Raw genomic sequence first — 14,039 nt, 5'->3', positions numbered from 1 at the left:
ATAGATATGATTTCAGTAAACGATTTTAAAACCGGCGTGACGATTGAAGTGGATGGCGGCATTTGGCGCGTCATGGAATTTCAGCACGTTAAACCCGGAAAAGGAGCGGCATTTGTCCGTTCGAAGTTACGCAACCTGCGTACAGGCAGTGTGACAGAGAAAACTTTCCGCGCAGGCGAGAAAGTGGCAAAAGCCCAAATTGATAACCGTAAAATGCAATATCTGTATGCAAATGGCGATGTCCATGCATTCATGGATAACGAAACATACGATCAGATCGAATTGCCTGAAAAAAGCATTGAATATGAATTGAAATTCCTTCAGGAGAACATGGAAGTCCAGGTTATGCAATTCCATGGAGAAGTGCTCGGCGTCGAATTGCCGAATACTGTTGTGCTTGAAGTTGTCGCCACCGATCCCGGCATTAAAGGTGACACGGCAAGCGGCGGAACGAAACCCGCCGTGCTTTCTACCGGATTATCCGTTCAGGTGCCTTTCTTCATCAATGAAGGCGACCAGCTGATCATCAATACAACAGATGGTTCATACGTATCACGTGCACAATAAAAAGTTTGGAGCCCTCCTGGAACGGGGGGCCATTTTTAAAAAGCCCGATTACTGATAAACAAGTTTGGCACGAATCAAATCCATACATAAGGGGAGTAGGAAATTTTGAAAATCCAAGAAATCCGTGAAATCATAAAATTGGTGGATGGCTCGTCGATCAACGAGTTCACATACGAAGCAGAAGGCACTAAAATCAAATTGAAAAAAACCGCTGCTGCACCGTCTGAGGCAGTTGCAGCAGATGCGGCGCCAGCGGCACCACAAACTCCGGCACCAGCACCTGCAGCCCCGGCAGCTCCACAGGCACCCGCTGCAGCAGACAAGGGAGCAGAAGAAGCTGCTGCACCGGATACTGCAAATGCCAACATGCACAAAATTCTGTCGCCGATGGTCGGCACATTTTATCAGTCTCCCTCACCGGAAGAAGCTGCATATGTGCAGGTCGGTTCAAAAGTAGGCGCTGAACAAGTGGTCTGCATAGTGGAAGCCATGAAACTCTTCAATGAAATTGAAGCTGAAGTAGATGGGGAAATTGCTGAAATTCTTGTTAAAGACGGACAACTCGTCGAATACGGCCAGCCTTTATTCCTCGTAAAAGCGAACTGAGGAAGGGGGACATGACGATGAAAAAAGTATTGATTGCAAATCGCGGCGAGATTGCTGTGCGCATTATCCGCGCCTGCAAGGAAATGGATATCGGCACTGTCGCAGTCTATTCGGAAGCTGACAAAGAGGCTTTGCACGTTGAATTGGCCGATGAAGCTTATTGCATCGGGCCTAAACTTTCAAAAGACAGCTATTTGAATTTCTCCAATATCATTTCTGTGGCGAAATTGACCAATTGTGACGGCATTCATCCGGGGTACGGTTTTCTGGCAGAGAATGCCAGCTTCGCTGAATTGTGTGAGGAATGCGACATCATGTTCATCGGTCCAACATCAGATGCGATTTCCAGGATGGGCACCAAAGATGTCGCCCGGGAAACGATGCGGAAAGCTGGAGTGCCGGTCGTGCCCGGATCTACTGGAATCGTGGCAAGCGAAGAAGAAGGACTGGAAATCGCTGAGAAACTCGGTTTTCCGGTCATCATCAAAGCGACAGCCGGAGGCGGCGGTAAAGGAATCCGTGTGGCAAAAAACCGCGAAGATTTCATTACCGGACTCCGTATGACACAAAAGGAAGCTGCCGCAGCTTTCGGCAACCCCGGCGTTTATATCGAAAAATTCATCGAAGATTTCCGCCATGTCGAAATTCAGGTTTTGGCGGACTCCCATGGCAATGCCGTTCATCTGGGCGAACGCGATTGTTCGATTCAGCGGCGCATGCAGAAACTGGTCGAGGAAGCCCCTTCACCGGCGCTGTCTCCTGAATTGCGTGCAGAAATGGGCGAGGCAGCCGTTAAAGCCGCTTTGGCAGTTGACTACCGCGGAGCAGGAACAGTGGAATTCATCTTTGACGCTGTAAACCAGAAATTCTATTTCATGGAAATGAATACCCGGATCCAGGTCGAGCATCCCGTAACTGAAATGATCACCGGAGTGGATTTGATCCAGCAGCAATTGCGGGTGGCTTCTGGAGAAACATTGAGTTTTGAACAGGAAGACATCACGTTCAAAGGCTGGTCGATCGAATGCCGCATCAACGCAGAAAATCCTGCGAAAAACTTCATGCCGTCCGCCGGGCGCGTGGATATGTACCTGCCTCCGGGCGGTATGGGGGTACGCATCGATTCGGCAATGTATCCGGGCTACACGATTCCGCCGTATTACGATTCCATGGTGGCCAAACTGATTACATTCGCTGATACCCGCGAAGAGGCAGTGGCCAAGATGAAACGTGCGCTGGAAGAATTTGTAATCGAGGGCGTATTCACCACGATTCCATTCCATTTGAAATTGATGGACCATGAAGTTTTCAAATCAGGTGATTTCAATACGAAATTCCTTGAAAAGTATGATGTGTTGAATTCCTAAGGAGGAGTGTCTTTATGGCTGAAAAAATGATTCCGTATGTAAAGATGAAGCCGATGAACAAACAGGATCTCGGCAGTATCGAAGTCGCACCCGAAGTTCTGGAGATTATCGCCAGCATTGCAGCTTCCGATATCGAGGGAGTGGCCAGCATGCGCGGCAACTTTGCATCGGGCGTTGCAGAACGTCTGGGTAAAAAAGTGCATGGCAAAGGCGTGAAAACGGAACTTGCCGCTGACGGCCTGATGATCGATGTTTATTGTGTGGTTGATTATGGGGTTTCCATTCCGAAAACCGCTCAGAAAATCCAACAGCAGGTGCGCCAGACACTGGAGAACATGACTTCACTGGAGACACAGGAAGTGAATGTCCATATAACGGGCATCCAGTTCGAAAACCAACCAGCATCAGATTGACTGACCAGGAGCCTGCCCGACACCTTCAATGGTGGTGGGCGGCTTTTTTGATTCACGAAGATCCATTGTATCTGCAGAATTCACGGCCAGTTGTTTGCTCTGCCGTTTTCCGAACATTTCAAACATGGAAGTTCCGGTGTATTATCTGTATAATGAGTGTTACTTAGCAGTGAAAAGGAGACCGGGTTTAATATGAAACGACACGAAGCACGCGAAAAAGCACTTCAGACTTTATTTCAGTTGGAAGGCACGGAGTTAACAATGAAAGAAGCGGTCGAGCACGTCATGGACGGCAGCGAAGATAATTTCTATACCCTTCTGGTTGAAGGAACGTATACGAATATGGTGGACATCGATGAGAAGTTGAAGGGCCATCTCGAAAATTGGTCTCTTGAAAGACTTCCAAAGATCGAGCGCACAATTCTGCGGATGGCAGTTTTCGAACTGGCTTATATGGAAGATGCACCGTCACGCGTCGTCATGAACGAAGCAATCGAATTGAGCAAAACGTTCGGTGATGATAAATCGAGCCGGTTTGTCAACGGCGTATTGTCGAAGTTTACAGATGAACTGAAAAACTGATTTGGAGGGATTCACTTGTCAGCGATAATAATCGATGGAAAAGCAACGAGCCTCAAATTAAAAAATAAAATTTCACAGCGTGTGGCCTCGTTGGCATCAAAAGGGATCATCCCGGGATTGGCAGTTGTCTTGATCGGTGACAATCCGGCTTCCCATACATACGTAAAAAACAAGAAGAAAACATGCGAAGCCCTCGGTATGCGGTCCGACCTGTTGCAGTTTCCGGAAACGCTTCAGGAAGATCAATTGCTGGAAGTGATCAGCGGACTGAACCATGATCCGGAAATCCATGGAATCCTTGTTCAATTGCCGCTGCCTGCACATATCGATGAATTCAACGTAATTCTGGCAATCGATCCTGAAAAAGACGTTGACGGTTTCCATCCCATTTCGGTCGGCAATATGATGATCGGCCGTGAAGCCTTTCTGCCCTGTACACCTCACGGCATCATGAAATTGCTGGAAGAATACGATATCGACCCTGCAGGCAAACATGCTGTTGTAATCGGCAGAAGCAACATCGTCGGCAAACCGGCCGGCCAGCTTCTTCTCCAAAGGGATGCAACAGTTACTTTTTGCCATTCCAAAACAATCGGTTTGGCCGATTACACACGCCAGGCGGACATACTCATTTCCGCTGTCGGCCGGGCGAAATTCCTGGGGAAAGAATTCATCAAACCCGGTGCTGTTGTAATCGATGTCGGCATGAACCGCGATGACGAAGGAAAATTATGCGGGGATGTGGATTTCGAGGACGTCCTGGAGACAGCCTCCCATGTTACGCCTGTGCCGGGCGGAGTCGGTCCCATGACCATTGCGATGCTTATGGAGAATACGCTGCTTTCGGCTGAAAAAGGATTAGCGGAGACAAAATGACTGTGACCATGTAAAATAATAAGAAACAAAGCTGTTTTTCGAAAGAAAGACAGCTTTTTAATATGGAAGATAGGGGCTGAAAATTTGACGTCCGACCCATACTTAAGTGTAAAAGCTTTAACAAAATACATAAAAAAGAAATTTGATGCAGACCCCCATTTGCGTGACGTGTATGTCAAAGGGGAACTTTCGAATGTGAAGATCCATTCGAGCGGCCACATCTATTTTACGCTGAAGGACAATTCGGCGAGGCTTCCTGCCGTGATGTTTGCAGCCAGTGCCCGCACTGTCAAATTCAAACCGGAGAGTGGCATGACAGTGCTTATCCGCGGAGATGTCAGTGTCTACGAAGCGTCCGGACAATACCAGCTCTATGCGCAATCGATGCAGCCGGACGGCATCGGCGATTATTACCTGGCTTTTGAACAATTGAAGGAAAAACTTTCCAAAGAAGGTGTGTTCAATGCCGTCCATAAAAAGCCGCTGCCAAGATATCCGGACAAAATAGCGGTGGTGACTGCTCCGACTGGAGCGGCGGTAAGGGATATCATCATTACTTTGAACCGGCGGTACCCAATGGCGAAAATTACAATTTTCCCGACCCTGGTGCAGGGAGAACAATCTACCAGATCCATTGTCCAGTCGATTCAGGCGGCCAATGCCGCAAATTTCGATGTCATGATCGTGGGACGTGGAGGCGGGTCGATTGAAGATCTTTGGTCGTTCAACGAAGAAGCAGTCGCACGGGCCATCTTCGATTCGCGGATTCCGGTCATTTCGGCTGTCGGCCATGAGACGGATACGACAATAGCGGATTTTGTGGCCGACTTGCGGGCTGCCACACCGACTGCTGCAGCGGAACTGGCTGTGCCGAGCCGTGCGGATTTGCTGGATAAGGTTATCAATCAGCAAAGCAGTATGTACCGTGTCGTTTCCAATCTGCTTGACAGGGAGAAAACGGCTTTAACAAAAGTCGCGGCTTCGATGCCGTTTGCTTATCCGGACCGTTTATACCGCCCTTTCATCGAAAGGGTGGAACGCGCTTCAGATTCACTGCAACGCGAAGTTTTCCAGCATCTGAACCGTTCGCGGGAACGTTTTGAAAATCTCGATCGGCAGTTGGCCAACCGCATACCGGTCCAGCGGATAAAACAATCACAGGCGGATATTGGCCACTTGCAAAAGAGGCTCGATCAATCCGCTCATATCGTTCTAAACAATAATAAGATGAAATTATCCTCTGCCATTCGGACACTCGATGCACTGAGTCCGTTGAAACTAATGGAAAGAGGCTACACCATTCCATATAAAGACGGGCTGGTCGTCAAGAGCATCCATCAGGTGGAAGCCGGAGACGAATTGAACGTGACGATGCAGGACGGGACTGTCGAAGCGACCGTCAAAAACACTATTCCGACGAAAAAGGGGTGCATATAAATGGCTGAAAAAGAAATCAAGTTCAATGACGCAATGCAGCAATTGGAAGAAATCGTCCGCCAATTGGAGCAGGGGGATGTCCCTCTCGAAGAAGCGTTGACCTTATACCAAAAAGGGATGGAACTATCAAAAGTGTGCCACGATAAATTGCAGAATGCCGAAGAACAATTGGTGACGATGATGAAAGACGGCAAAGAAACAGCTGTTGACATCGGAAAGGATGGGACTGCGAAATGAGATTAAAGGAATTCCGCAGCCATTACGAACCGTTGATCCAGCAGGAGTTGCTGGATCAAATCGCGGCTTTGCCAATTCCGGCTTCATTAAAGGAATCCATGAATTATTCCCTTCAGGCAGGCGGCAAACGCATCCGCCCGATTCTGATGCTTGCTGCCATGCACGAACTTGGGGGTAACCACCCGGATGCATTGAAAGTTGCCGCGGCAATTGAAATGATCCATACCTACTCACTGATTCACGACGATCTGCCAAGCATGGACGACGACGATCTGAGAAGAGGAATGCCGACAAACCATAAGGTTTTCGGGGAAGCGGTTGCCATTCTGGCAGGCGATGCATTATTGACATACAGTTTCGGTTTGATTGCGCGCCTTCCGAACGTCTCGAACGATGACAAAGTCCAGCTGATAGATCTGATGAGTACTGCATCCGGAGCGGAAGGCATGGTCGGCGGACAAATTCTGGATATCGAAGGCGAAGAGAAAAAGCTGGCCCTGGAAGAACTCGAACAGGTCCACCGGTTAAAAACTGGCGCTTTGCTGACATTCAGCATTTTGGCTGGCGCCATTTTGGCCGAGGCCAAACCCGACACAATACTGTCATTATCACGATTCGGTGAACATCTTGGGCTGGCATTCCAGATTCAGGATGATATCCTGGACGTCACCGGAACCTCAGAAGAACTGGGCAAAACGGCCGGCAAAGATGAAAACAGTGACAAAAGCACCTATCCCGGCATTTTGACTTTGCCGCGTGCGAAGGAAAAATTGGATCATCATGCTCAGGAAGCATTGCAGTCAATCGAAGGCCTGGATGGGGAAATGGCATTATTGAAAGAATTGACGGCCATGATTGTCCAAAGAAAAAACTGATAATAGAGGCTTCCGTTTGTACATTTGCTGACAATTGATATAATGTAGAAAGAAATAAAGTCGGAAAAATTTTTAAAAAAGGTGTGTGATGGAATGGATCTTCATACGATTACTAGTCCATCTTTCTTAAAAGGGCTGAACAATGAACAGCTCGTCGAATTAAGCGAAGATATCAGACGATTTTTAATAGAGAATTTATCAAAAACTGGCGGCCACATCGGACCAAACCTCGGAGTCGTCGAATTGACGATAGCGCTTCACCGCATTTTCGACAGCCCTTCAGACAAGCTGATCTGGGATGTAGGACATCAATCCTACGTCCATAAAATTCTGACCGGAAGAGCTGCGCAATTTGATACATTGCGCCAATTCAAGGGCCTTTGCGGTTTTCCGAAGCGGAATGAAAGCGACCATGATGTCTGGGAAACCGGCCACAGTTCCACTTCACTATCGGCAGCGATGGGAATGGCAGCCGCCCGGGATATCAAGAAAGCGGGCAATCACGTCATTCCGATCATTGGCGATGGTGCGTTGACGGGCGGAATGGCTCTCGAAGCACTGAACCATATCGGCCATGCCAATACGGATATGGTGGTCATCCTCAACGATAACGAAATGTCGATAGCTCCGAATGTCGGGGCGCTTCACTCTGTCCTTGGCAGAATGCGGACGGCAGGCAAATACAATAAGGTCAAAGACGATCTCGAGTATCTGCTGAAAAAAGTTCCTGCAGTCGGCGGCAAACTTGCGTCCACGGCGGAACGAGTCAAAGACAGCCTGAAATATCTTTTCGTTTCCGGAATGTTCTTTGAAGAACTCGGATTTACGTATCTCGGTCCCATCGACGGCCATGACCTTGAGGAGTTGGAAGAAAATCTTCTATACGCCAAAAAAGTCGGAGGTCCGGTCCTTCTTCACGTCATTACAAAAAAAGGAAAAGGCTTCCTGCCGGCTGAAGAAGATAAAATCGGCACATGGCACGGAACCGGCCCTTATAAAATTGATACCGGTGATCTCGTGAAGTCCTCTTCCACTGCTCCGTCGTGGAGCGGGCTGATTGCAGAATCCGTAAGCAAACTGGCGCGAACTGATGAACGCATCGTAGCCATCACGCCGGCAATGCCGGTCGGATCCAAACTGGAAAAATTCGCCAATGAGTTCCCTGGACGGTTTTACGATGTCGGCATTGCTGAGCAGCATGCCACGACAATGGCGGCTGGCCTGGCGACTCAGGATATGAAACCTTTCCTGGCCATTTATTCCACATTCCTCCAACGTGCCTATGATCAGGTGGTTCACGATATATGCCGCCAGAACCTCAATGTCTTTATTGGAATCGACCGCTCCGGTCTTGTTGGCGCTGACGGGGAAACCCATCAGGGCGTATTTGATGTCGCCTTCCTGCGCAACCTGCCGAACATGGTGGTCATGATGCCAAAAGATGAAAACGAAGGCCAACATATGGTCAAAACGGCTATCGAGTATAATGGCGGTCCGATTGCGCTCCGTTATCCGCGGGGCAACGGACTGGGTGTAGCGATGGATGAGGAAATGGAAGCTTTGCCGATCGGCAGCTGGGAAGTGCTGAAAGCTGGCACTGACGCCGTCATCCTGACATTCGGCACGACCATTCCGATGGCGATTGATGCTGCTGAAAAGCTTGCAGAACAGGGCATCAACGCTGAAGTGGTGAATGCAAGATTCATCAAACCGATGGACGAGAACATGCTGCACTCCATATTCAAACGCTCCGTTCCCGTCGTTACACTTGAAGAAGCGATCCTTCAAGGTGGCTTCGGCAGTGCGGTTCTCGAATTCGCGCATGACAACGGCTATCACGACGCAACTGTCGACCGCATGGGCATCCCGGATCAATTCATAGAACACGGCGATGTGTCTGAATTGATGGATGAAATCCATTTGAACAGTGACCAATTGGTACAAAACGTGAAAAATTTGATTCCCGAAAAATCACAGGCAGGTTACAAGGCCCTATGATCAAAGTGAAAAAAGAACGCGTCGATGTTCTCCTGGTTGAAAGGGGAATTTGTGAAACGCGGGAAAAAGCAAAACGTGCCATCATGGCAGGCATCATCTATTCCGGTACAGAACGGATGGATAAACCCGGCGAAAAGATCCTTTCGGATGCCCCTCTTCAGATGAAGGGCAATGACCTGAAATACGTCAGCCGGGGCGGCTTGAAGCTTGAAAAAGCGCTGGAGGAATTTGACCTGTCGGTAGACGGCAAACTGATGCTCGACATCGGGTCGTCAACCGGCGGATTCACCGACTGCGCACTTCAGAACGGAGCGTCGCACTGCTATGCACTTGACGTGGGATCCAATCAGCTGGCCTGGAAAATCAGGCAGGATGAACGGGTGACGGTCATGGAGCGGACCAATTTCCGCCATTCCAAACCGGAGGATTTCAACGAAGGACTTCCTGAATTCGCCAGTATTGATGTATCGTTTATTTCCTTGAAAATAATTCTGCCGGTCCTGAAGGCCGTTCTTGTTCCGGGCGGGGATGTTATAGCGCTCGTCAAACCGCAGTTTGAAGCGGGGCGCGAAAACGTGGGGAAAAAAGGAATTATCCGTGATCCCAAAATTCACCTTGATGTGTTGAAGAAGGTGGGTGGCTTTGCGGCCGCCGCCGGATTCCATATCCGGAATATGTCTTTTTCGCCGATCACCGGAGGAGAAGGCAATATTGAATTTTTGTTCCATCTGCAATCGGCATTCGAAAATGACAGCATCGAGCCCATTTCCGAATCCCTGGCAGAGCAGACAGTCAAACTTGCACACGATAATCTTTGATCAGAAAACACATGCTCACAGGCATGTGTTTTCTTGTTTTTGTAGCCGCTAAAGGTTACGATATAAAGGAATTAGAATAATTATTCATTCAGGGGGCGCATTATGAATAAAGGACAACGCCATATCAAAATCCGGGATCTCATCTCGAACCGGGAGATCGAAACACAGGATGAATTGGTGGATTTATTGAAAGCTGCAGGATATGAAGTGACACAAGCCACAGTTTCAAGAGATATCAAAGAATTGCATCTTGTAAAAGTGCCTTTGCAGGATGGCCGTTATAAATACAGCCTGCCGGCGGACCAACGTTTCAACCCTATGCAGAAATTGCACCGGGCCCTGACGGATGCTTTTGTCAGCATTGACGGTGCCAGCCATTTTCTGGTGATGAAAACTTTGCCGGGCAATGCTCATGCAATCGGCTCATTGATCGACCACTTGGACTGGCCGGAAATTCTGGGGACGCTTTGCGGCGACGATACCTGCCTGATCATCTGCAGGGATACAGAGCAACGGGATGTTTTAAAACAGCGACTTATTGAAATGCTTTGATGAAGAGGTGAAAGTTGATGCTTCGTGAATTGGATATTCGGAATTTTGCTATTATAGATAATCTTACAGTCAGTTTTACCGAAGGCCTTACTGTTCTGACAGGAGAGACCGGTGCAGGAAAATCAATTATCATCGACGCCGTCAATCTTTTGGCAGGCGGCAGGGGCAGCCAGGAATTTATCCGGCACGGCGCGAGCAAAGCTGAGATAGAAGGGCTTTTTTCGATTGAGGACCCCAAACACCCCGTGTTCCGCAAGATGGAAGAGTTAGGGATAGATTTCGCAGACGGCGATGTTCTGTTGCGCCGAGAGCTGAACGATAAAGGGAAAAACGTTTGCCGCATCAATGGAAAACTCGTGACCATTTCTATCCTCCGGGAAGTCGGAGGCGCGTTGATCGATATCCATGGCCAGCACGAAACCCAGGAGCTGATGGACGAAAAGCGCCATCTCCACTTATTGGATCAATACGCAGGCAAAAGCCTGTCAAAGGCAAAAGCCAGTTATTCAAATACATTTGAAAAATACATGAAGTTGAAACGTGAATTTTCTTCCTATAATGAAAACGAGCAGCAAATTGCCCAGCGCATCGATCTGCTGACATTCCAGCTGAGAGAGATCGAAGCTGCCGACCTGATTGCCGGGGAAGAAGAAGAGTTGGCGCTGGAGCGCAAAAAACTCCAAAATTTCAATAAAATCTACGAATCGGTGTCCGCAGCCCACGAAGCGATTCAAGGGGAGTCCAAAGGGCTCGATTGGGTGGGTTCCGCGATGTCTGAACTGGAACATGCCGCTTCAGTCGATGAGACCTTTCTAAGCCACTCCGAAATGGTCAGTGGCTCATTTTATCAGCTGCAGGACACGGCAACCGAAATCAAGCGGATGCTCGATGCGATGGAATTCGATCCGTCGAGGCTCAATGAAATCGAACAGCGCCTTGCAACCATCCAAACTTTAAAAAGGAAATATGGGGCTTCTGTGGAAGATATCCTCCTTTACCACGATGCACAGACAGACGAACTGGATAAATTGCTGAATCGCGATCAGCGTCTGCAGCTGGACCAACAGAAGCTGAAAGAATTGACGGAAGACCTGAAAGTGGAAGCTGAGGAGCTGACGCTGCTGCGTAAAAAAGCGGCGGTGCGTCTGAGCAAAGACATCATGGAGCAGCTCCGCGAATTGCATATGGGCAAAGCGGCGTTTGAAGTAGTATTTGAACCGCTCGGTCAGGGGAAATTCGACCGCAACGGCGGCGACGCCATTGCGTTCCATATTTCCACGAATATGGGTGAACCGCTGAAGCCGTTGACGAAAGTGGCATCCGGCGGAGAATTATCCCGGATGATGCTTGCATTAAAGACCATCTTTTCAAAACACCAGGGGATTACCTCCATCATTTTCGATGAAGTGGATACCGGTGTGAGCGGACGGGTGGCGCAGGCAATTGCAGAAAAGATTGCGGCCATATCAGTGCATTCACAAGTGCTGTGCATCTCACATTTGCCGCAGGTCGCGGCAATGGCGGATCAGCATCTTTTCATTGAAAAACGGATCGAGAAAAAACGCACGATAACAGCTGTCCATGAATTGGACGGACGGGAACGCACAGAAGAGATGAGCCGGATGCTGTCGGGCGCGGAAATCACCGAACTGACTTTGCAGCATGCAGATGAACTGCTGAAGCTTGCCAAAGACCGGAAGCTGGCTATGAGATAACACTCCATCGAGCAGTTACAGGAGGAAGAGACACAATGGAAAAGATCACAATCGGAATTGCCGATGATAATCGCCAGTTGGCGGATATGATGGAAGAATACCTGAACCTGCAGCCTAATATGGAAGTTGTGGCGGTCGCCCATAATGGCCGGGAATGCATCGAATTACTGAAAAAAAACAAAGTGGATATTCTTTTGCTGGATAATATCATGCCCTTTTTGGACGGGATTGGGGTGTTGGATGCCATCAAAAATGAAGAAGGCCTTCAAAACCTCCGCGTCATCATGCTGTCAGCCTTTGGACAGGAAACGCTGATGAGCCAGGCAGCTCAAAATGGTGCATCCTATTTTATCATGAAACCATTTGAACTCGACCGGCTGGCAATGCAGATTGAGCATATAATGCAGGAACAGGCGGCCTCACAGGAAGTTAAGGATGATCCAATAACTGCTGTCATCAAAGAAATTGGCGTCCCACCCCACATCAACGGCTATGTTTACTTGAAGGAAGCGGTCAATCTTGTGCTGGAAGAACCGGGCATCATCCAAAAAGTGACGAAGTCACTTTATCCGGGAATTGCAGACAGGTTCGATACAACACCTACCCGTGTGGAACGTTCCATCCGGCATGCCATCGAGCTTGTCTGGAACCGCGGCGATGTAAAAGTGATAGCCCAGACATTCGGTTACAGTGAAGAACACTTGAGAAGCCGGCCATCAAATTCAGAGTTTATTGCCATGGTCTATGACACGGTAAGCAGAAACATGGAAAAGGAAAAAAACGAAGCGGAATAAGCATTGTTCTGTTTTCTGATCGTCTGGCTGTACATGGATTGCAGGCGTGTTAGAATGGGGACCGAATGGAACAATCCAATGGGCATTTGAAAATACTCGATCAGAAAGTGTGGTTCTAATGGAGAATCCGGCAATTTACAGTCATCGGGGAGCTTCCGCATACGCGCTCGAAAATACCTGGAGCGCTTTTTGCAAAGCCTGTGAACTGAGTGTCGGCATTGAACTGGATCTCCAGATCACCAATGACGGCGTCATCCTGGTGTTTCATGACGATAATCTCAAGAGGCTTAGCGGCAGGAATCTGAATATTGCTGACGTTGATTATGACAAGATAAAAGATACGAGAATCGGCAAAAGAGGCAGGCGAAAATTGTCTGACCACCGAATTCCACTGGCCTATGAAGTTTTTCACTGGGCAAAGGAGAAAGCGGTGCCGCTTAACATCGAGATGAAAGAATCATTTTCCGTGCATCCCGATGGCGCAGAAATTCTTGCAGCTATGCTGGAAGGGTTGGACGACGTTCATTTGTCTTCCTTCAACGCCGAACTATTGAAAAAAATGAAGAAATTAAAGCCGGACATCGAGACGGCTTTGGTGATCAAAAAGAATTTTTCAGCTGCCCGAATGGATGATATGCACTGGATTGACAGTGTACATCTTCATAAGAGGCTCTATTCGGAAAATCTGCTGAACAGCCTGAAGAGTTTGGGGAAAAAGGTCAGGATTTATGGATTGGCCGGGACTGAACGTATTTTGGATCAACTATCCCCCGTAGTTGCCGGCGTCATTACGGATTACCCGGATCGAATAAAAGAAAAAATGCGTCCGCCTGTATAAGGCGGACGCATTTTTATTTGTCCATTTTTCGGCGTCCCGGTTCCGCGGGATGCTTCGGTCTTGCCGGCGATGAAAAGGGTGCCGTTTTGCTGAATGCTTTTCTTTACTTTTGGAACCTTTTTGACACGTTGCCTTTTTTACGGTCCCGGTTCAGAAGGAAGCCGGCAAAAAACCCGATGCCAAGCACTGTGAACAGCAACCCAAGCGAAAACTGCAGCCAGAGAACCGGATAAGGTTCCAGCAGTTTATTGAATATGGAATCCCTCATCAGTTTAATGCCGTATGCGGCCATGATTCCAGGAATCAGAAGAATGATAAATGCAATTAAACGTCCCATGTTTCCACTCCTTCTCTGTCCATTGTT

General features: G+C 48.5%; 16 protein-coding genes. 15 read left to right on the top strand and 1 reads right to left on the bottom strand.

Annotated features, from left to right (window positions below; genetic code table 11):
- Positions 1 to 6 precede the first annotated feature (6 nt).
- The 15 genes from efp to DIJ65_RS11070 all read left to right on the top strand — a co-directional run bounded on the left by efp (position 7) and on the right by DIJ65_RS11070 (position 13,675).
- Positions 7 to 567 carry an elongation factor P gene (gene efp / locus DIJ65_RS11140; RefSeq protein WP_071151770.1) on the top strand — a complete coding sequence of 187 codons (561 nt, stop codon included), beginning with the start codon at positions 7 to 9 and terminating at the stop codon, positions 565 to 567.
- A gap of 102 nt (positions 568 to 669) precedes the next feature.
- Complete coding sequence (gene accB, locus DIJ65_RS11135) at positions 670 to 1,173, top strand: acetyl-CoA carboxylase biotin carboxyl carrier protein (RefSeq protein WP_071151771.1); 504 nt, start codon at positions 670 to 672, stop codon at positions 1,171 to 1,173.
- 17 nt (positions 1,174 to 1,190) lie between these two features.
- Positions 1,191 to 2,540 (top strand): acetyl-CoA carboxylase biotin carboxylase subunit, encoded by a 1,350-nt coding sequence (gene accC / locus DIJ65_RS11130; RefSeq protein ID WP_117302274.1) that lies wholly within the window; start codon positions 1,191 to 1,193, stop codon positions 2,538 to 2,540.
- A 14-nt stretch (positions 2,541 to 2,554) separates the two neighbouring features.
- Positions 2,555 to 2,953: an Asp23/Gls24 family envelope stress response protein gene (locus DIJ65_RS11125; RefSeq protein ID WP_071151772.1), complete on the top strand. Its 399-nt coding sequence runs from the start codon at positions 2,555 to 2,557 to the stop codon at positions 2,951 to 2,953.
- 192 nt (positions 2,954 to 3,145) lie between these two features.
- Positions 3,146 to 3,535 (top strand): transcription antitermination factor NusB, encoded by a 390-nt coding sequence (gene nusB / locus DIJ65_RS11120; protein WP_071151773.1) that lies wholly within the window; start codon positions 3,146 to 3,148, stop codon positions 3,533 to 3,535.
- A 15-nt stretch (positions 3,536 to 3,550) separates the two neighbouring features.
- Positions 3,551 to 4,411: a bifunctional methylenetetrahydrofolate dehydrogenase/methenyltetrahydrofolate cyclohydrolase FolD gene (gene folD, locus DIJ65_RS11115; RefSeq protein WP_071151774.1), complete on the top strand. Its 861-nt coding sequence runs from the start codon at positions 3,551 to 3,553 to the stop codon at positions 4,409 to 4,411.
- An 84-nt stretch (positions 4,412 to 4,495) separates the two neighbouring features.
- Positions 4,496 to 5,848 (top strand): exodeoxyribonuclease VII large subunit, encoded by a 1,353-nt coding sequence (gene xseA / locus DIJ65_RS11110; protein ID WP_071151778.1) that lies wholly within the window; start codon positions 4,496 to 4,498, stop codon positions 5,846 to 5,848.
- On the top strand, positions 5,849 to 6,085 hold the full coding sequence (locus DIJ65_RS11105; protein WP_071151775.1) for an exodeoxyribonuclease VII small subunit: 237 nt from the start codon (positions 5,849 to 5,851) through the stop codon (positions 6,083 to 6,085). It begins immediately after the preceding gene.
- Positions 6,082 to 6,960, top strand: coding sequence for a polyprenyl synthetase family protein (locus DIJ65_RS11100; RefSeq protein ID WP_071151776.1), 879 nt, complete (start codon positions 6,082 to 6,084; stop codon positions 6,958 to 6,960). The genes DIJ65_RS11105 and DIJ65_RS11100 overlap by 4 nt, the downstream gene beginning before the upstream one ends.
- A gap of 93 nt (positions 6,961 to 7,053) precedes the next feature.
- Positions 7,054 to 8,958 carry a 1-deoxy-D-xylulose-5-phosphate synthase gene (dxs, locus tag DIJ65_RS11095; protein WP_117302276.1) on the top strand — a complete coding sequence of 635 codons (1,905 nt, stop codon included), beginning with the start codon at positions 7,054 to 7,056 and terminating at the stop codon, positions 8,956 to 8,958.
- Positions 8,955 to 9,776: a TlyA family RNA methyltransferase gene (locus tag DIJ65_RS11090; RefSeq protein ID WP_117302278.1), complete on the top strand. Its 822-nt coding sequence runs from the start codon at positions 8,955 to 8,957 to the stop codon at positions 9,774 to 9,776. The genes dxs and DIJ65_RS11090 overlap by 4 nt, the downstream gene beginning before the upstream one ends.
- Before the next feature lie 102 nt (positions 9,777 to 9,878).
- Positions 9,879 to 10,328, top strand: coding sequence for a transcriptional regulator AhrC/ArgR (gene ahrC, locus DIJ65_RS11085; RefSeq protein WP_117302280.1), 450 nt, complete (start codon positions 9,879 to 9,881; stop codon positions 10,326 to 10,328).
- Positions 10,329 to 10,345: 17 nt separating this feature from the next.
- Positions 10,346 to 12,043, top strand: a complete 1,698-nt coding sequence (gene recN, locus DIJ65_RS11080; protein ID WP_117302282.1) for a DNA repair protein RecN — start codon at positions 10,346 to 10,348, stop codon at positions 12,041 to 12,043.
- A 35-nt stretch (positions 12,044 to 12,078) separates the two neighbouring features.
- Positions 12,079 to 12,837 carry a sporulation transcription factor Spo0A gene (spo0A, locus tag DIJ65_RS11075; RefSeq protein ID WP_117302284.1) on the top strand — a complete coding sequence of 253 codons (759 nt, stop codon included), beginning with the start codon at positions 12,079 to 12,081 and terminating at the stop codon, positions 12,835 to 12,837.
- 118 nt (positions 12,838 to 12,955) lie between these two features.
- Complete coding sequence (locus tag DIJ65_RS11070; protein WP_117302286.1) at positions 12,956 to 13,675, top strand: glycerophosphodiester phosphodiesterase; 720 nt, start codon at positions 12,956 to 12,958, stop codon at positions 13,673 to 13,675.
- Between the two features lie 103 nt (positions 13,676 to 13,778).
- Here DIJ65_RS11070 and DIJ65_RS11065 read toward each other — a convergent pair whose 3' ends face one another.
- Positions 13,779 to 14,012 carry a DUF2627 domain-containing protein gene (locus DIJ65_RS11065; protein WP_117302288.1) on the bottom strand — a complete coding sequence of 78 codons (234 nt, stop codon included), beginning with the start codon at positions 14,010 to 14,012 and terminating at the stop codon, positions 13,779 to 13,781.
- Between the last annotated feature and the right edge of the window lie 27 nt (positions 14,013 to 14,039).

This window comes from Planococcus salinarum (assembly GCF_007004625.1).
Taxonomy (GTDB): domain Bacteria; phylum Bacillota; class Bacilli; order Bacillales_A; family Planococcaceae; genus Planococcus; species Planococcus salinarum.
Note: the sequence above shows the minus strand (reverse complement) of the source record. Positions and strands in the feature narration are given on the sequence as shown.